We start from the raw sequence: 17,755 nt of genomic DNA on the forward strand, positions 1-17,755 counted from the left end.
TGGATCTTCGACCGTTCATCCGATGTTTTCGCAGGTCAGAGACGGTGGGGGACGGTGGGGGCGCGCGACGCGCCACCCGGTCGCGCGACGCCCGGAGGCCGTTTCCGGCCGCTCCGGCCGCACCTGCGCCCCACCGCTCCCCCACCGGCGTCGTCCCTGGTCAGGGACGGTTCCCGGGCCGATCGGGTCGTCCGGGGTGGGGACGGGTGGGGAGCCGGTGGGGGGACCGTGGGGAGCCCGGGTGGGGGGCGGTGGGGGGACCGGCGGACGCGCGGTGGGGCGGCGTGGGGAACCACCGTGGGGCGCCGCGGGGAGGCGGCGTGGGGGACGCCCCGCCGGGGCAGCCGGGCGGGCCCCCGGAGCGCGTCGCGTTCGGCCGTACGGAGCAGCGGCGGGAGGCGGGTGGCGGCGCCCGGTCCCGATCGGGGGACGTTTGACAGACTGGGGTCACCCGAGCCGTCTCCTGAGGAGGCCCGTTGTCGTCGAGCGCGCCGTCCGCGCCCTCCGTGCCACCCGTCCCGTCGCCGTCCGGTGGTCCCCTCCGCCGGGCCGAGGCCAGCGGTGCGCACCCCGGTTACGCGCCCGAGCCGATGGACGCCGTCGCCGTCGCCGACGCGGCGGGCCGGATCGCCGCCGCGATGGCCCGGATCATCGTCGGCAAGCCCGACACCATCCGGCTGGCCCTGGTCGCGATGCTCGCCGAGGGGCACCTGCTCGTCGAGGACGTGCCGGGCGTCGGCAAGACCACGCTGGCCAAGGCACTCGCCCGGGCCGTCGACGGGGCGGTGAGCCGGGTGCAGTTCACCCCGGACCTGCTGCCCGGCGACATCACCGGCTCGTCGGTCTACAACCGGCAGACCTCGGAGTTCGAGTTCCGGCCCGGCCCGGTGTTCGCCAACGTCGTGATCGCCGACGAGATCAACCGGGCCTCGCCCAAGACCCAGTCGGCGCTGCTGGAGTGCATGGCCGAGCACCAGGTCACCGTCGACGGCGGCACCTACCCGCTGGGTGACCCGTTCATGGTCGTCGCCACCCAGAACCCGGTGGAGATGGACGGCACCTACCCGCTGCCCGAGGCCCAGCAGGACCGGTTCACGATCCGCGTCTCGGTCGGCTACCCCGACCCGGCCGCCGAGCTGGCGATGCTCGAGGAGCACGGCTCGACCGACCCGCTGGAGCGGCTGCGGCCGGTGACCGACCTGCGCACGCTGCGGTCGATGATCACCGGGGTCCGCGGCCTGCACACCGCGGCGGAGGTGCGCCGCTACTGCGTCGAGGTCGTCGGCGCGACGCGACGGCTGCCCGAGGTCCGCCTCGGTGCGTCGCCGCGCGCGACCCTGCACCTGCTGCGGGCCGCCCGCGCCTGGGCGGCGACCGCCGGGCGCGGCTACGTCGTGCCCGACGACGTCCAGGCCGTCGCCGTCCCCGTCCTCGCGCACCGGCTGGTGCTGGGACCCGAGGGGGTCGCGGCCCGCCGGACACCGGCGGACCTGGTGCGGGCCGCCGTCGCGCGGGTCGCGGTGCCGTCCCCGCCGCGGGGCTGAGATGGCGCCGACCGCGCCGCCGTCCGGGACACCGGCTCCCACCGAGCCCGGTGCCCCGGCGGCACCCGGGTCGTCGGCGCCGCTCGCGGCGGGCGGCGCACCGCGCCGGGAACGGCGGGCCGGGCTGACCGTGCGCGGGCGCTGCCTGCTCGCCGGCGGCGCCGCGATGGTCGTCTCGGCGATCGTGCTCGACGAGCGCGACCTCGTCCGGATCGGGGCGTTCGTCCTGCTCCTGCCGCTGCTGGCACTCCTCGTCGCGCTGCGGTCGCGCCGCTCGCTGCAGGTCGGGCGCACCCTGGAGCCGGCGCGGCTGGAGGCGGGCAGCGGCGGCACGGTCCTGCTGCGGATCGCCGGCGGCGCCCTGCTGGGCGCGCTGCGGATCGCCGACCACGTGCCCGACGCCGCCGGTCCCGCCGACCGCTACCCGCCGCGGTTCACCGTGCACCGGCTCGGCCGGCGCGGCGCCCGGGTCGGCTACCCGGTGCGGCCCGCGGTCCGCGGCGCGTACCGGATCGGTCCGCTGCGCGGTCGCGGCACCGACGCGCTCGGCCTCGCCGAGTTCCGCCACGACCTGCTCCCCGCCGACCGGCTGCTGGTCCTCCCCCGGGTCACCCCGCTGACCGGGCGCCCGGCCCTGACCTCCACCGCCGCCGGGCGCGGCGCCGAGGGCGGCAGCCGTCCCGGCCCCGGCACCCCGGACGTGCTGATCCGCCCCTACCGCCAGGGCGACGAGCTGCGCCGCGTGCACTGGCGCTCCAGCGCCCGGCGCGACGAGCTGATGGTCCGCCTCGACGACCGTCCCGACCCCTCCGGCGTGACCCTGCTGATCGACCGGCGCGACAGCGCCCACCGCGGACACGGGCCCGCCTCCAGCCTGGAGTGGGCGGTGGCGTTCACCGCCAGCGTCGCGGTGCACCTGCTGCAGCGCGGGGAGGCCGTCGCGCTCGTCGACGAGTCCGGCGAGGCCGTCGGCGACGTGCCGCCCGGCGTGACCGGTGCGGACGCCGTCCCCCCGCGGCTGGAGTCGCTCGCGGTGCTGCGGCCCTCGGCGAGCACCGGGTTCACCGCGCCCGGCCCCGGGCCCGGGCACCCGGAGGGTGTCCTCGCGGTGCTCGGCGGGACCGCGCCGCAGGACGTCACCGCGCTGGTCTCGGCCTGGCCGCGCGGCGGGCACGCCGTCGTCCTCGACGTCGACACCTGGTCGGCCGCGACGCGGTCCCGCCCGGCGTCGGTCGCGGCGGCCGCGCTGCGCCGCGCCGGGTGGCACGCCACCGTCGTCACCTCCGACATGACCGTCCAGCGGGCCTGGGCCGACGCCTGCGGCTCGCCCGGCATCGCGGGGGCGACCGGATGAGCGCACCGACCCGGCCCCCCGTCCGGCCCGCGCCGCCGCCCGCCGCGCCCGTCGCCGAGGCCGCACCCGCGGGCCGGACGCCGGGTGCCCCGGCCTGGACGGTCGTGCTGGGACCGGTCGCGACGGTCGTCGCGGTGCTGCTCGCCGGGACGGCGATGAGCTCGGTCGTGCAGGGCGCGGCCTGGTTCGTCCACGCCGCCGTCGCGGTCGTGCTGGTCGCGCTGGTCGGCGGCCTGCTGCTGCCGCTGCGGGCCTGGCTGGTCGCGCCCGGGCAGCTGCTGGCCCTGGTCCTGCTGGTGACCGCGTGGTTCACCGGGAGCGGCGTGCTCGGGGTGCTCCCCGGGCCGTCGGCGTTCGGCGAGCTGTCGGGCCTGCTCGGCGGGGCCGGGCAGCAGATCGACAGCGGCCTGCCGCCGGTCGCGGCGAGCCCGGAGATCCTGCTGCTGGTCACCCTCGGGTTCGGCACGATCGCGATCGCGGTGTTCGGGCTCGCGGTGACCGTGGCCGCCCCGGCCGCGGCCGGGGTGCCGCTGCTGGTGGTGTTCGCGGTGCCGACGGCGCTGCAGCCGGACCTGCTGCCCTGGTGGACCGTGGTCGCGGCGACGCTCGGCTACGGCGTGCTGCTGCTCCTGCGCCCGGACCGGCTGCGGCAGATCCCGGCCGGGGCCGCGGTCGTCGCGGTCGCCGTCGTGGGCTCGCTGCTGGCGGGGCTGCTGGCGTCGTCGGTGGGGACCTCGGGTCGCTTCGACGCCACCGGCGGGACCGGGGGCGACGCCGACGGTTCGATCGGGCTGAACCCGTTCACCTCGCTGCGCGGGCAGCTGACCCGCAGCGAGCCGCGGCCGCTGTTCAGCGTCCGGGGTCTGCAGACCCCGACCTACCTGCGTGCGCTCACCCTGCAGACCTACGTGCCGCAGGAGGGCTGGACGGCGGGGCGCCCGCTGCCGGGTGTGCCGCTGACCGGGCCGCTGCCCCCGTCGACGTCCGGGCCGGCCGCGTCGCAGGACGTGCAGGTCGAGAACCTGGGCTTCCGCGACTACTGGCTGCCGGTGTTCGGCGACCCGACCCGGATCGCGGTGAACTCACCGAGCTGGGCCTACGACGCCGACGGCGGCATCGTCTACAGCGAGCGCGCGCAGTCCGAGGACGGCTGGACCCAGTCGATGCGGCTGCCGGAGCCGTCGGCCGACCAGCTGCGCGCGGCGTCCGGGCCGACCACGGTCGACCGGGCCTATCTCGACACCGACGGCGTCGACCCGCGGGTCACCGCGATCGCCCGGGAGGTGACCGCCGGGGCCACGACGCCGTTCGACCGGGCGATGGCGCTGGAGGACCACTTCACCGGGCCCGGCTCCCCGTTCACCTACAGCCTGGCGACCGCGCCGGGCGGCAACGGCGACGCCCTGGTCGACTTCCTGACCCGCGGCCGGACCGGCTACTGCGAGCAGTACGCCTCGGCGATGGCGGTCATGCTGCGCGCCGTCGACGTCCCGGCCCGGGTGGCGGTCGGTTTCACCGCGGGCGACGCCGACGGCTCCGGGGCCCGCACGATCACCACCGAGGACGCGCACGCCTGGGTCGAGGCGTGGTTCCCCGGCTACGGCTGGATGACCTTCGACCCGACCCCGCTCGCCGACGGCCGCACCATCGACCCGGCCTACGTCCAGCAGGCCCGGGAGCAGGACGGCGGCACGCCCGCCGCCGAGCAGACCCCGCAGCCCGAGCCGTCCGCGACGCCGCCGCCCCCCGAGGCCGGTGGCCCCACCCCGGAACCCCCGCCCACCGAGGAGCAGGCGGCCGACCAGCCGCTGGCCGCGACCGGCTCCTGGTGGCCGCTGGTCGTGGCGCTGCTGCTGGCGGCCGCGGTGCTCGCAGTCGTGCTGACCCCGGGCCTGTGGCGCCGGCACCAGTACTCCCGCCGGGCCGGGCTGGCCCGGGCCGGCGGCGACGGCGCCGCGGCGGCGGCGTGGGACGAGGTCCTGGCCGCCTCCCGCGACCACGGAGTCCCGGTGCCGCCCGGGGACACCGTCCGCGCGGCCGCCGACCGCATCACCGAGCGGCACGGCCTGTCCGGGCGCCCCGCCGAGGCGCTGCGGGAGCTGGCGGGCCGGGTCGAGGCGAGCTGGTACGGCGGGATGCTGCCCGAGCCCGGCACGCTCGACGGTCTGGTGGACGAGGTGCGGACGGCGATCGCGGCCGGTGGGACGTCGTTGCGGGCCCGGGTGCTGCCGGCCTCGGTGGTGCCGGAGGCGGTCCGGCGCGGGCGCCGCCCGTCCGACGACGACCCGACGGCCGACGACGGCGCCGCCGACACCGACACGGCCGGGGAGCCCGCCGAGCGCGGCTGACCCGCCCGGAGAGCACGGCTGACCCACCCACCGTCCGCGCGATGATCCGCTCCGCGCGTGCGTCCGGACGCGCGCGGGCCGCGGATCTCCGCGCGGGCACGGGGCTCGCAGCCCGCAGCGCCCCGGATCAACGCCCGGTGTCCGGTCGGCGGCGTCATCCGGCCGGCGGCGGTCGGACGGCGCCGGTCCGTCCCGATCGGCGGCTCCCGTCCACCGGGGCACCGCTGGTGCCGACGGCCGGCACACCGGGCGGCCGGTGCCGGACACACGACGGCGGGGCGGGTCACCGAGTCGGTGTCCCGCCCCGCCGGGCGTCGTACGGGCGGCCGCGTGGGCCGCCCGGTGTCACTCCTGCTCGAAGCGGCGCCGGAAGCGCTCCTCCATACGGCCGGTGAAGCCACCGCCGCTCTCGCCGGACTGCCTGTCCTTCGGGGCGGACCCGCCCTGACCGGTCGTCTCCTCGCCGCCGCGACGGGCGCCGATCGAGGTGACCGCCAGCAGCGCGCCGCCGAGCATGGCGAGGAAGCCGACGATGCTCAGGATCGGCAGGTCGCCGAGCCAGAGAGCCCGGAAGGGGATCCCGGCGACGAGCAGCACGAGGCCCACCACGAACAGGACGGCGCCCTGGATGCGGCGGCGCCGGGCGGGCTTGCTCCGCCGGCTACCGCTGACCGAGGACGCGAACTTGGGGTCCTCCTGGTAGAGGGCGCGTTCGATCTGTTCGAGCAGGCGCTGCTCGTGCTCGGAGAGCGGCATGCCTTCACCTCCGGCACACGTAATCGGACGGTAGGCCGCATTCGGCCCGGGCCTCCTCGCCCCGGCCGGTACGACGGGCGCCCCAACCTGGGCGTCTGATGTCCAGAGTACGAGGCGAATCGTGCCGCGACCACCCGGACCGTCCAACCCGCTCGGCTGATCGTCGAGCGGACGGCGTGGCGCGGCGTGTCGTCGCTCACCCGGACTGTCGCAGACCCACCCGGACGGGAGTGGGCAGCCGGGTGAACGCCGGACGACCGGTCACCGACGGCAGCCGGACGGCGACCGTCGGACACCGGCGGCGGGGACGGGTGTCAGTACCGCCGGGCGAGCAGATGCAACCGCGGGGCGACCTCCGCGAGGGCGCCGACCTGCGACGCGAGCGCGTCCAGCTCGTCACGCTCGTCGCGGCCCGCCGCCTCGCCCTCCTGGCCGGGACCGGGCAGCCACGCCTCGAGGGTGCCGTCACCCTGCAGGATCTCGGTCCGCAGCCGTCCGGTCTCGGCGGTGAGCTCCTGCAGCCGGTGCGCGTCGAACCGGCGCAGCAGCCGGTCGTCGGTACCGGTGCGACCCTCGGGGTCGGTGAGCAGGGCACGGGCCTCGGCGAGCCGGCCGGTGGCCAGTCGCCCGATGAACGCGCCGTAGCGCCCCACCGTCAGCACCGACACCGCCCCGCCCGGGGCGGCGGCCGCGGCGAGCGCGGCGAGCACCCGGCCCGGGCCGTCGACGACCTCGAGCAGCCCGTGGCCCAGCACGAGGTCGGCGCCGTCGGCCGGGGCGACCTCGGCGAGGGTGTCGACGTCGCCGTTCACCGGGGTGATCCGGTCGGTCACGCCGGCCTCACCGGCGCGCCGGGCCAGCGTCGCCAGCGCGTTGGGACTGGTGTCGACGACGGTCACCGCGCAGCCGGCGATCGCCAGCGGCACCGCCCAGGTGCCGCTGCCCCCGCCGACGTCGAGCACCCGGGGCGCGGCCCCGGTGTCCCGGCGGACACGGTCGATCTCCCTGTCCAGCACCCGGAACACGGCAGCCCCGCGCGCTGCTCCGGCCTGCTCGCGTGTCGGCGATCCCACGGCGCCGAGACTAGTGGCCCCCGCCGGAGCCCGGCCCGCCCGCCCGCCGGGACGCCCACGACCGGGCGCCCGACGATCACCTGCACTCCGCTCGGCGACCGTGCCGGACCGCACGGTAGGTTGGATGGGTGCAGGTCGTCGCCACGCTCAGTCTCAAGGGTGGCGTCGGCAAGACCACGGTCGCACTGGGTCTGGCCGGCGCGGCGCAGCGGCACGGCGTCTCCACCCTCGTGGTGGATCTCGACCCGCAGGCCAACGCCACCACCGCGCTCGACCCGGAGCCCACCACGGCGACCGTCGCCGACGTGCTGGACGAGCCGCGCCGCGCGGTCGTCGAGCGGGCCATCGCACCGTCGGCGTGGGGCGAGGGCCTCGACGTGCTGGTCGGCGCGGAGCAGACCGAGCGGCACAACCACCCCGACCCGGGGGCGGCGCAGCTGTACCGGCTGGACCGCGCCCTGCAGCGGCTGGCCGGCGAGCTGATCACCGACGACTCCGGCGGCTCCGAACACACCGAGGAGCGCTACCGGCTGGTGATCGTGGACTGCCCGCCGTCGCTGGGGCAGCTGACCCGCAGCGCGCTGTCCGCCGCGGACCGGGCGATCCTGGTGACCGACCCGACGATGTTCTCGGTGTCCGGCGTGCAGCGCGCGTTCGACGCGGTCCAGACCGAGCGCGAGCGGTCCAACGACCGCCTGCAGCCGCTGGGCGTGCTGGTCAACCGGGTGCGCCCGCGCAACACCGAGCACGAGTTCCGGATCTCGGAGCTGCGCGAGCTGTTCGGCCCCCTGGTGTTCAACAGCGTCCTGCCCGACCGCTCGGCGGTCCAGCAGGCCCAGGGAGCCTGCCTGCCGATCCAGGCCTGGGACACCCCGGGCGCCCGGGAGATCTCCACGGTGTTCACCGCGCTGCTGGGCCGGGTGCTGCGCAGCGCCTCGCGCCCGGCCGCCTCGGCCTGACCAGGCCCCCTCCCGGTCCGTTCCCCGCTCGCTCCCGCTCTCCTCCCGTCCGCCGATCCGCTCCCCCGGTGCGGCGCGCCGCCCGGCGGACGGACCTCACCGGGGCAGCAGCAGCTGCACCCGGGTCACGAACTGCTCGGCCTGGCGCAGCAGGTCGTCGGCGGCGCGCCGGTCGACGTGCCGCGCGATCCCGGCCTCGGCCTCGATCCGCAGCCGCGAGCACCCGGCGAAGAACGCCGCCCACTCCTCCAGCTCCGGAGCGACCTCGGCGAGGAGCCGCCAGACGTCGCGCGGGGCGCCCCGGCGGGTCCGGGGCCGGGCCCGCATCGCCAGCACCGCCGCCCCGGCACGCAAGGCGGCGAGGTAGGCGGCCGGGTAGCGACGCAGCGGCTCGGTCTCCCGGTGCGCCTCGGCGAGCTGCTCGGCGGCCTGGCGCAGCAGCCCGAGCGCGTCCCGCGACGGCGGGGCGGGCGCGGGCGACCGGAGGGGCGCCGGCCCGGCAGGCCGTGCGGTCTCCGCGGCCGGCCGGGCAGCACCCCCGTCCGACCGGACCGCGCCCCCGGACGGCCGAGCCGCGCCCCCGCCCGCCGGCACGGATGCGCCCGGCAGGGGGATCATCTGCCCCGACCGGCCGGCGGCACCGGTCTCCCCGGCCCGACCCGGCCGGCCGGTGCACCCGGTCCCGGCCGGGTCCGCACCGGTCCGGCCGCTCCCCCGCCGGGACGGCGCCGACCCGGCGGCGGACCCCGTACGGTCGGCGGCGCCCCGTCCCGCGCCCCGGGCCGCGCCGCAGTCCAGCGGCCACAACCCGTCGGCGACGGGCCGCACCCGTCCGGACGGCCGCTCCGGCCGCGCGGCGCCCACCGGGGCGTCGCCCGGCCGTCGCGCCCCGGCGGACCGCGGCGACGGCAGCGCCAGGTCCAGTTCCATCGTCCTGCTCCGCACGCGCACCTCCCGCATCTCCCGCACCTCTCAGTCGACCTTCACCAGGTCCCACACGCCCGGACCGGACCGCATCCGCAGCACCACCTCACGCGGCGGCTCCTGCGGGTCCTGCACCGACCGGGCGAGCACCCGCCAGCAGCTCAGCCGGTCCCCGCCCACCGGCATCGGCGACGGGAACGGCCACGGGGACTCCTCGATCCACTGGTCTCGAACCCCGGTGACCAGGAAATGTTCTCCGCGGCGCGACGGACGCCGCGAGAACTCGACCGGCTCACCGTTCTGCCAGCGCACGTCGATCGCCGCCGGCTGGCGGGACCGGAACAAACGCGAGAAGCCGCCCACTGGCATCACCACGCCCTCCACCCGGTGGCCGGGCCTCGGTTCCCACCACCGGAATCGGTCTCCGGGACGCCCGGCGACGGGGTGCTTCCCCCACTCCGCCCACCGGACGCCCCGGCGTCGAACGCGCGTTCGACATACGCCAGTAGAACGCGTGTTCGATCGCCGCGTCAAGTCGGGTGGCCGGGTGGCACCACTCACCCACCGGCACCGTGGCGGGGTGCCCGGTCCGGACCCGCCGGGACCGGCCGGGCGTGGTGTGATGGGGACATGTACCCGGACACCGACCCCGCCCCGGCGCGGGCGTGCGGTCCCCACCGGGGCCGGTGCTCGCGGTGACCGCCGCACCGTCGCGTGCACGCCTGGTCGGCCTCGGCCGCAGCGAGTTCGCCGACCGGCTGGGCGAGGCGATCGACGTCTACGTCACCGCGATGGGCTACCCGCGGTCGACCGCACGCCAGCGCCGCTCGCTGTGGCTCGAGCACTCCTACCGGCCGGGCTGGCGCTCGGTCGGCTGGCTCGACGAGCAGGACCGGCTCACCGGCATCGGCTACGGCTACTGGGGCGGCCCCGGGCAGTGGTGGTTCGAGGAGGTCCGCCGCGGGCTGCGCGCCCGCCGCGGGGAGCCCGGCGCCGTGAGCGCCGACTGGCTGACCGACTACTTCGAGCTGACCGAGCTGCACGTCCACCCGCAGGCCCAGGGCTCGGGCATCGGCGAGTCGCTGCTGCGGGCGCTGGCCCGCGACGCCGCCCGGGCCCGGATGCTGCTGTCCACCCCCGAGTACGGCCGCGCCACGCCCGGCCGGGCGTGGCGGCTCTACCGTCGTGCCGGGTTCGTCGACGTGCTGCGCGAGCACCTGTTCACCGGGGACCCGCGCCCGTTCGCCGTGCTCGGGCGCGAGCTGCCGCTGCTTCCCACGGATCACCCGACACACGCCCCCGAGTGACGCCGGGACCGTCGTACCCGGGTGGCACGATGACGCCATGCCGCCGCACCGCACCGCGCCACCCGCACGCCGTCGATCCCGGACGCGTGCGCTCGTGCTGCTCGCGGTGCTGGCCCTCCTCGCGCTGACCGGCTGCACCCGGGTCCAGGTGGCCCTCGCCGTGCAGCCGGACGACACCGTCGACGGCACGATCGTCGTCGCGACGCCCGAGGGCGCACCGGACGGCCGCGGCCCGCAGCTGGAGGTCCCGGCCGACCTCGCGGGCGAGGTCGAGCTGTCGCCGTACGACCAGGACGGCTTCGTCGGCACCCGTGCGGCCTTCGAGAACCTGACCTTCGCCCAGATCTCGCAGCTGAACCTGCTCGGCGGGAACGCGTCGGGACGGGCGAACCTGGAGCTGCGCCGGGTCGGGGAGCGGATCGCCGTGCAGGGCCGGGCCGACCTGACCACGATGCCGGTGGACCGGGCCGACGTGCGGCTCGCGATGAGCTTCCCCGGCGAGGTCGTCGAGTCCGACGGCGAGACCGACGGCGGCACCGTCACCTGGGAGTTCGTCCCCGGCGAGGTCTCGCAGATCAACGCCTCGGTGATCTCGACCGATCCGAACGCGCCGTCGATCCTGGGCTGGTCGCTGCTACTGGCCGGGCTCGTCGTCGTCGCGGCGGGGGCCGCCGTGCTGCTGGCCCGGCGCGACCGGAACCCGCCGATCCGGCGCTGAGGGCGCGCCGGACCGGCGGGGGTGGCCGACCGGAACCGGTCAGAGGTCGACCACGACCTTGCCCGTCGTCCCCGCCTCGACGGCCTCGTGTGCGGCGACGACGTCGTCGATCCCGAACCGGGTGACCGGCAGCGGGGTCAGCGCTCCGTGCGCGGCCGCGACGCCCAGCCCGCGGGCCGCGTCGGCCAGCACCGGGCGGGGCACGGTGTAGAGCAGCGCGAACCGCAGAACCGCGTTCGCCCCCATCAGCGCGCGGACCGGGATCGACGGGTCCTGCGGGGTGGCCGCGTAGGAGACGACCGCGCCCCCGTTGCGCAGCACCGCGAGGTCCTGGGCCAGGTTCTGGGCGAGCGAGACCTCGACGATCCGGTCGACCGGTCCGGCGGCGTCGAGGATCGCGGCGCCGGGGTCGTCGTCGCGGTAGTTCACGACGTGGTGCGCGCCGGCGGCCCGGGCCAGCTCGGCCTTCTCCGGACCGGACACGGTGGTCACCACGGTCGCCCCGGCCCAGCGGGCGAGCTGGATGCCGTAGTGCCCGACCGCGCCCGCACCGCCGGTGACCAGCACCGTCCGTCCGGCGACGGGGCCGTCGGCGAACAGGCAGTGGTAGGCGGTCATCGCCGGGACGCCCAGGCAGGCGCCGAGGTCGTCCGGGGCGCCGTCGGGCAGCACGGTGGCCTGCTCGGCCGGCAGCACCGTGTACTGCGCGCAGGTGCCCCACTCGGCGAGCGCGGCGCCGCCGTCGCCGCCCGGCGACGCGAGCCAGGTCCAGACCCGCTGCCCGACCCGCGACGGGTCGACCCCCTCCCCCACGGCGTCGATCTCCCCGACGCCGTCCTGGTGCGGGACGCGGACGCCGTCGAAGGGCCGTGACGTGGTGCCGTCGCGGGTCTTGGTGTCGGTCGGGTTGACCGCCGAGGTGCGGACACGGACCCGGACCTGGCCCGGACCGGGCTCGGGGGTGTCGATCTCACCGACGGTCAGGACGTCGCGGGCGGCGCCCTCACGGGAGTAGCTCACTGCCTTCACCCCGGCCATCCTGCCGTCGCCGGTCCGGGCCCGCACCCGGTGCGGGACGACCGGAATCAGGCGGCGTCGCGGCGCTCCTCGGGCAGGGCGGCGACGGTCTCGCGGGCGGCGGCCCGGCGGGCCTCGGCGCGACGACGCCGCACCCGCCACCCGACGACGCCGGCGACGACCACGACCGCCAGGACCACCCAGCCGGCGATCCCGAAGGCCTTCTCGAACTGCTCGGCGGCCTCGCGCAGCAGGAACCCGGCGGTCACGTGCACGGCCGACCAGACCGTCGCCCCGACGACGACGGCGGGCAGGAACCGCCGCAGCGGCAGCCCGGACGCCCCCGCCGCGGCCGGGGTCATCGTGCGCACCACCGGCAGGAACCGGGCGCCGAGCACCGCCCACGGACCCCAGCGGCGCAGGGTGCGGGCGGCGTCGTCCCAGGCGTCGCGGCCCATCCGGCCGATGATCCGCGACTCGCGCAGCCGCGGGCCGAAACGGCGGCCGATCGCGTAGCCGATCGAGTCGCCGCAGGCGGCGGCGACCGCGACCACCCCGGTGACCAGCACCGCGGCCGGTACGTCCGGGACGGCCATCGCGGCGGCGATGAGCACGGTCTCGCCGGGCAGGACCAGCCCGACGCCGATCGTGGTCTCGCCGAGGGTGACCAGCCCCGCGACGAGCACCACCACCCACAACGGGACGGAGGTCAGGAAGTCGATGATCTCGGTGATGGGAGGCTCCTCGGCCGGGGTGACGGGGCCGCGTCAGTCGACGCAGGGCACCCCGTCGGCGGTCAGCTCGGGCTGGGGGTCGGCATCCGGGGTCGGGTCACCCCGGGGCGCCGCGGCCCGTCCGGCTCCGCTGTCCGTCGTGGCCGGGGCCGGTGTCGCCGGCGCGGCGGAGCCCGCGTCGTCGCCGTCCCCGGGATCGGCCGGCGCCCCGGGCGCGGTCAGCCCGGCGAAGAACGCCGTGACCTGCGCCGGGTCGACCTTCACCGCCACGCCCTCGCTGCCGGTCCGGTAGTCGGCCCGGCCGGTGGGGATGGTGCGGAAGGTGACCCGGTCACCGCGCAGCTGCGCGGCGTGGGCGAGCAGCGAGGTGAGGTCCCAGCCCTGGTCGAGCACGACGGCACCGTTGACCGCCTGCATCAGGTCGGCGACGGCCGTCGGGTCGGTGAGGGTGCCCGCCGAGAGGAGCCGGTGGGTCAGTCCCGCGAGGAACGCCTGCTGGCGGCGGACCCGGTCGAGGTCCCCCTCGGGCAGGCCGTGCCGCTGACGGACGAACTGCAGGGCCTGGGCGCCCTGCACGGTCTGCGGGCCCGCGGCGAAGTCGGCGCCGGAGTAGCTGTCGCGCACCGGGGCCTTGAGGCACACCGGGACGCCGCCGAGCGCGCGGGTGATCTCGGCGAACCCGGCCAGGTTGACCTGGGCGTAGTGGTCGATCGAGACGCCGGTGAGCTCCTCGACGGTGCGCACGAGCAGCCTGCTGCCCGCGGCGTTGGCCTCCCGCTCCAGGTCCGGCCCGCTCAGCCCCTGCCGGATCAGGTCCGGCCGGGCGATCGCCGCACCGCGCGCCAGCGCAGAGTTGATCTTGTGTTTGCCGAGGCCGGGGACGTCGACCCAGGAGTCGCGCGGGATCGACACCGCGGACGCGCCGAGGTCGGGGTCGTCCGGGATGCGGACCAGCATCAGGGTGTCGGTGTTGTCCTGGCCGTCGGCGTCGCCCGCGTCCAGGGCGTCGAGGACCTCGCGGGGCAGCGGGTTGCCGCGGGCGTCGACCCGGGAGTCGCTGCCGACCAGCAGGATGTCGGTCGCGCCGTCGGCGACGTGCGGTCCGGTGACGTCCGCGGTGGTCAGACCACTGGTGCCGCCGACCATCGCCCAGCCGGCGCCGGTGGCGAGGAAGACCGCGACCGACAGTGCCGCGACGAGGCCGCGGACGCGGTGCCGCCGCGGGGCGGGGGCGCGCTGCTCGGCGCGCGGCCAGGGGGCGACCGGGCGCATCGGGGTGGTGGGGCGGGCGCCGGGGTCGGCGGGCCGGGACCGCGGGCCGGCCGACGCGGGGCGGTCGGCGGGCCGGCCCGACGGAGCACCGGGGACCGCGCGCGGGGGACGGGGACCGGCGGGGGCGCCGGAGCGGGGCCAGGCGCCCGGCGACCGGGTGTCCCGCGGCGCGGCACCCCGGGTCCCGGTCCGCGGCGCGCCCGGAGCCGGCGGGACGCCGGGGACGCGGGGTGCGCCGGTCCGGCCGGGACGCGGACGGTCGGGGGGCACCGGACCCGGCGGCGGCGTCACGCGATCCCCCGCCCGCGGACGGCGTCCGGCTCACGCCTGCGGTCCTGCGCGGCCACGACGGTCCGGACCACCTCGACCATGCCGGCGTCGGCGATGACGTAGATCTGGTGGCGGCCCTCGCGGCGGGCGCGGACCAGCCCGGCGAGCTTGAGCTTCGCCAGGTGCTGGCTCACCGTCGCCACCGGCTGGCCGAGGGTCGTCGCGAGGGTGCCGACGTCGCGCGGGCCGTCGGCGAGCAGCCAGACGATCTGCAGCCGCGAGGTCGCGGCGAGCATCCCGAACGCCGCGGCCGCGTCGGCCAGCAGCTCGGGGTCGAGGGGCTGCGGGCCCTCGGGGGCGGTCTCCACCGGGCCTCCAGACAGTTGCGTCACTTACGCAACTGTTACCGTACCGGGCGGCGCCGGACGCGGTGCCGGGGACCGGAGGGGCACCGTTGGACCGGACGATCGGGCGCGACGGTGCCGCGGCGCGACCGCCGCCCCCGCCCGCCGGTCCGCCCGCCACGCCCGGCGAGCCCGCACTGCGGCACTGGGCAGGCGCCGACGCGTTCGCGCTGCTCCGGGGCCTGGAGTCCTCGCGCCGCGGACTGTGCGAGGACACCGCCGCACTGCGCCTGCACGCCCACGGCGACAACGCCACCGACGCCGTCCGGCGCCCGGGCGCGGCCGTGTGGGCCCGCCGCGCGCTCGCCGGCCCGTTCTCCGGCCTGATGACCGTGCTCGGGGTGCTGCTCGCCGTCGCGGGCAGTCCCGGCAGCGCGACGCTGGTGCTCGTCGTCGCCGCGCTCGGCGTGGGGCTGCGCCTGTGGCACGCCGCCCGCAGCGACCGGCTGTCGCGGGAGCTGCGCGCGCACGCCGCGACCACCGTGACGGTCCGCCGCCGCCCGGCCCCCGGGACCGCACCGCGGGACAGCGAGGTGCCGCCGGAGGACCTGGTGCCCGGCGACGTCGTGCTGCTCGGCGCGGGCGACCCCGTCCCGGCCGACGCGCGGCTGCTGCACGCCCGGGACCTGCTGGTCGACCAGTCGTCGCTGTCCGGGGAGCTGCTGCCGGTGGCGAAGGCGCCGCCATCGTCGCGGGAGCCGCGCCCGGCGCCGCGGCGACGGCCGTCGCGGGCCGGGACCGACGACGGCCCGGTCACCGCCCACCCGGCGCTGCTGTTCGCCGGGAGCACCGTGGTGCGCGGCACCGCGACGGCGGTCGTGCTGGCCACCGGGGCGCACACCCACACCGAGGAGCTGGCCGGGCGCGGCCGCCGTCCCCGTCCGGAGTCCGAGGTGGACCGGGGACTGCGGTCGGTGCGCCGGGCGCTGGTGCGCTGCATGCTGCTCGCTGCGCCGCTGGTGCTGCTGGTGAACGTCGAGGTGTCCGGCGACGTGCCGCAGGCGCTGCTGTTCGCCGTCGTCGTGACGGTCGGGCTGGCCCCGGAGCTGCTGCCGCTGATCGTCGGGACCACGCTGCTGCGCGGCACGGCCCGGCTGCGCGAGTCCGGGGTGCTGGTGACCCGCCCGGAGGCCATCCACGACCTCGGCTCGATCGACGTCGCCTGCCTGGACAAGACCGGCACGCTCACCGAGGACCGGGTGGTGTTCACCCACTCCGTCGACGTCGACGGCCGTCCCGACCCCGCCCCGGCCGACGCGGCCGCGGTCGCGGTGCGCTTCCAGACCACCCCGCGCGACGGCCTCGACGACGCCGTGTCCGCCGCCGACCGGGACGGGTCGGCGCTGCTGGCCCACGGCCTGCTCACCCGGGTCGAGGAGCTGCCGTTCGACCACACCCGGCGGCGCTCGGCGATGGTGCTGCGCGACGCCCACGACCCCGGTGAGCTGGTGATCGTGCGGGGCGACCCGGACACCGTGCTCCCCCGCTGCACCCGGGTGGCCCGCGACGGCGGGCCCGTGGAGCTGACCGCGTCGCTGCGGGCCGCGGTCGCCGACGCCGCGGCCGGGCACCGCGCCACCGGGCTGCGGGTCGTCGCCGTCGCCACCCGCCGGACACCGCTGCTGCGCCCGCTCGGCGCCGGTGACGACGACGACCCCGAGCGCGACCTGCTGCTGCTGGGCTTCGTCGGGATGGTCGACCCGGTGCGGGAGTCCGCGGCCCGCGCGGTGGAGCGCTTCGCCGAGCAGGGCGTCGCGGTGAAGGTCCTGACCGGCGACGACACCGCCGTCGCCGAGCAGGTGTGCGCGCGGGCCGGGATCGCCGTCACCGGGGTGCTCGACGGCGCCGCGCTCGACGCGCTCAACGACGTCGCGCTGGCCCGCGCGGTGCAGCGCACCACCCTGTTCACCCGGCTCGGGCCGCTGCAGAAGGAGCGGGTCGTCGCCGCGCTGCAGGCCCGCGGGCACACCGTCGGGTTCCTCGGCGACGGCCTCAACGACGTCGGCGCGCTGCGGATCGCCGACGTCGGGATCGGCGTCGACGGGGCGGTGCCCGCCGCCCGGGCGGCCGCGGACATCGTGCTGGCCGACCGCAGCCCCGACGTCGTCGTCTCCGCGGTCGAGGAGGGCAGGCGGACCCTGGGCCGCGCCACCCGCTACCTGACCGTGACCGCGGCGCTGAACGTCGGCAACGCCCTGTCGGTGCTGGTCGCCTCGGCGGTGCTGCCGTTCCTGCCGCTGCTGCCCGCGCAGCTGCTGCTGCAGGGCGTGCTGTTCGGGGTGGCCGCGCTGTCGCTGTCGTTCGACCGGGTCGAGCCGGGCTGGACGGCGCGGCCCCGGCGCTGGGACACCCGCGGGATGCTGTGGTTCATGGCGGTCCTCGGGCCGCTGGCCTCGGCGTTCGACCTGGTCACGTTCTGGGCGGTGTGGCGCTTCCTGGGCCTGGACACCCCGCAGGAGCAGGCGGTGTTCCAGGCCGTCTGGTTCATGGAGGGGGTGCTGTCCCAGGTCCTGGTGCTGCTCCTGCTGCGGACCCGGGCCGGGCGCGCCGCGCGGCCGGTGGTGGCGACGGTGACGGCCGTGGTCCTGGCCGGGCTGGCGGTGCCGTTCACCCCGCTCGCCCCCCTGTTCGGGATGGCGGCGCCACCGCCCGCGGTGTGGCCGCTGCTGGCGGCCGTCGTGCTGCCGTTCCTGTTGTGTGTGGCCGCGACGCGGCCGCTGTACCTGCGTCACGTGCTGGGGATCCGCGCCGCGGACCCCCGGCAGGAGAAGGAGAGGATCCGATGACCCCACCCGGACCGACCCAGCTGCTCGTCGTCCTGCTGGTCGTCGTGCTGCTGTTCGGCGCGAAGAAGCTGCCCGACCTGGCCCGCTCGGTGGGCCGGTCCACCCGCATCCTGAAGTCCGAGCTGAGCGAGACCCGCGACGACGGCGCGGCCCGCTCCGAGGACCGGGCCCTCGAGGAGCGGCCCGCCGGGGAGCCGACGGCCCGGGAGCGGGTCGCGGAGGAGCGGACCACCGGCGAGCGCTGACCGTCGCGGGGCCGGGGACGCACGTCCCCGGCCCCGCAGGCCGG

The 17,755-nt window shown here is 77.6% G+C and carries 16 protein-coding genes; 8 read left to right on the plus strand and 8 right to left on the minus strand.

Going from position 1 to position 17,755, the window contains the following annotated elements; translation table 11 throughout:
• Nucleotides 1–590: 590 nt before the first annotated feature.
• Genes KPL60_RS10270 through KPL60_RS10280 form a run of 3 tightly spaced genes read left to right on the plus strand, consistent with a single transcriptional unit; the run spans nucleotide 591 to nucleotide 5,246 of the window.
• Nucleotides 591–1,544 carry a MoxR family ATPase gene (locus KPL60_RS10270; protein ID WP_226365655.1) on the plus strand — a complete coding sequence of 318 codons (954 nt, stop codon included), beginning with the start codon at nucleotides 591–593 and terminating at the stop codon, nucleotides 1,542–1,544.
• Nucleotide 1,545: 1 nt separating this feature from the next.
• Nucleotides 1,546–2,898, plus strand: coding sequence for a DUF58 domain-containing protein (locus tag KPL60_RS10275; RefSeq protein ID WP_226356222.1), 1,353 nt, complete (start codon nucleotides 1,546–1,548; stop codon nucleotides 2,896–2,898).
• Nucleotides 2,895–5,246: a DUF3488 and transglutaminase-like domain-containing protein gene (locus KPL60_RS10280; RefSeq protein ID WP_226365656.1), complete on the plus strand. Its 2,352-nt coding sequence runs from the start codon at nucleotides 2,895–2,897 to the stop codon at nucleotides 5,244–5,246. The genes KPL60_RS10275 and KPL60_RS10280 overlap by 4 nt, the downstream gene beginning before the upstream one ends.
• Nucleotides 5,247–5,591: 345 nt before the next feature.
• Here KPL60_RS10280 and KPL60_RS10285 read toward each other — a convergent pair whose 3' ends face one another.
• On the minus strand, nucleotides 5,592–6,002 hold the full coding sequence (locus tag KPL60_RS10285) for a DUF3040 domain-containing protein (RefSeq protein ID WP_226365657.1): 411 nt from the start codon (nucleotides 6,000–6,002) through the stop codon (nucleotides 5,592–5,594).
• A gap of 314 nt (nucleotides 6,003–6,316) precedes the next feature.
• Nucleotides 6,317–7,075 carry a bifunctional 2-polyprenyl-6-hydroxyphenol methylase/3-demethylubiquinol 3-O-methyltransferase UbiG gene (locus KPL60_RS10290; protein WP_224402908.1) on the minus strand — a complete coding sequence of 253 codons (759 nt, stop codon included), beginning with the start codon at nucleotides 7,073–7,075 and terminating at the stop codon, nucleotides 6,317–6,319.
• A 128-nt stretch (nucleotides 7,076–7,203) separates the two neighbouring features.
• On the opposite strand from KPL60_RS10290, the gene KPL60_RS10295 reads away from it, so the two are divergent.
• Nucleotides 7,204–8,034 carry a ParA family protein gene (locus tag KPL60_RS10295; protein WP_226365658.1) on the plus strand — a complete coding sequence of 277 codons (831 nt, stop codon included), beginning with the start codon at nucleotides 7,204–7,206 and terminating at the stop codon, nucleotides 8,032–8,034.
• A 96-nt stretch (nucleotides 8,035–8,130) separates the two neighbouring features.
• On the opposite strand, the gene KPL60_RS10300 is transcribed toward KPL60_RS10295, so the two are convergent.
• Both KPL60_RS10300 and KPL60_RS10305 read right to left on the minus strand, forming a co-directional pair.
• Nucleotides 8,131–8,964 carry an SAV_6107 family HEPN domain-containing protein gene (locus KPL60_RS10300; protein WP_226356218.1) on the minus strand — a complete coding sequence of 278 codons (834 nt, stop codon included), beginning with the start codon at nucleotides 8,962–8,964 and terminating at the stop codon, nucleotides 8,131–8,133.
• A gap of 42 nt (nucleotides 8,965–9,006) precedes the next feature.
• Nucleotides 9,007–9,327, minus strand: a complete 321-nt coding sequence (locus KPL60_RS10305; RefSeq protein ID WP_051050348.1) for a hypothetical protein — start codon at nucleotides 9,325–9,327, stop codon at nucleotides 9,007–9,009.
• A gap of 326 nt (nucleotides 9,328–9,653) precedes the next feature.
• On the opposite strand from KPL60_RS10305, the gene KPL60_RS10310 reads away from it, so the two are divergent.
• On the plus strand, nucleotides 9,654–10,265 hold the full coding sequence (locus tag KPL60_RS10310) for a GNAT family N-acetyltransferase (RefSeq protein WP_073574082.1): 612 nt from the start codon (nucleotides 9,654–9,656) through the stop codon (nucleotides 10,263–10,265).
• A gap of 37 nt (nucleotides 10,266–10,302) precedes the next feature.
• On the plus strand, nucleotides 10,303–10,983 hold the full coding sequence (locus KPL60_RS10315) for a DUF3153 domain-containing protein (protein ID WP_226356217.1): 681 nt from the start codon (nucleotides 10,303–10,305) through the stop codon (nucleotides 10,981–10,983).
• Between the two features lie 39 nt (nucleotides 10,984–11,022).
• On the opposite strand, the gene KPL60_RS10320 is transcribed toward KPL60_RS10315, so the two are convergent.
• The 4 genes from KPL60_RS10320 to KPL60_RS10335 all read right to left on the minus strand — a co-directional run bounded on the left by KPL60_RS10320 (nucleotide 11,023) and on the right by KPL60_RS10335 (nucleotide 14,644).
• Nucleotides 11,023–12,021: an NADPH:quinone reductase gene (locus tag KPL60_RS10320; RefSeq protein WP_226365659.1), complete on the minus strand. Its 999-nt coding sequence runs from the start codon at nucleotides 12,019–12,021 to the stop codon at nucleotides 11,023–11,025.
• Between the two features lie 47 nt (nucleotides 12,022–12,068).
• Nucleotides 12,069–12,689, minus strand: a complete 621-nt coding sequence (locus KPL60_RS10325) for a DedA family protein (RefSeq protein ID WP_226356215.1) — start codon at nucleotides 12,687–12,689, stop codon at nucleotides 12,069–12,071.
• A 78-nt stretch (nucleotides 12,690–12,767) separates the two neighbouring features.
• Complete coding sequence (locus tag KPL60_RS10330) at nucleotides 12,768–14,006, minus strand: LCP family protein (RefSeq protein WP_226365660.1); 1,239 nt, start codon at nucleotides 14,004–14,006, stop codon at nucleotides 12,768–12,770.
• Between the two features lie 287 nt (nucleotides 14,007–14,293).
• Nucleotides 14,294–14,644 carry a helix-turn-helix transcriptional regulator gene (locus KPL60_RS10335; protein WP_226356213.1) on the minus strand — a complete coding sequence of 117 codons (351 nt, stop codon included), beginning with the start codon at nucleotides 14,642–14,644 and terminating at the stop codon, nucleotides 14,294–14,296.
• Between the two features lie 86 nt (nucleotides 14,645–14,730).
• On the opposite strand from KPL60_RS10335, the gene mgtA reads away from it, so the two are divergent.
• Nucleotides 14,731–17,466 carry a magnesium-translocating P-type ATPase gene (gene mgtA / locus KPL60_RS10340; RefSeq protein WP_226365661.1) on the plus strand — a complete coding sequence of 912 codons (2,736 nt, stop codon included), beginning with the start codon at nucleotides 14,731–14,733 and terminating at the stop codon, nucleotides 17,464–17,466.
• Nucleotides 17,463–17,711 (plus strand): Sec-independent protein translocase subunit TatA, encoded by a 249-nt coding sequence (tatA, locus tag KPL60_RS34250; protein WP_226365662.1) that lies wholly within the window; start codon nucleotides 17,463–17,465, stop codon nucleotides 17,709–17,711. Before mgtA ends, tatA begins: the two co-directional genes overlap by 4 nt.
• The last annotated feature ends 44 nt before the right edge of the window (nucleotides 17,712–17,755 follow it).

Source organism: Pseudonocardia sp. ICBG162 (assembly GCF_020496225.1).
GTDB lineage: Bacteria > Actinomycetota > Actinomycetes > Mycobacteriales > Pseudonocardiaceae > Pseudonocardia > Pseudonocardia alni.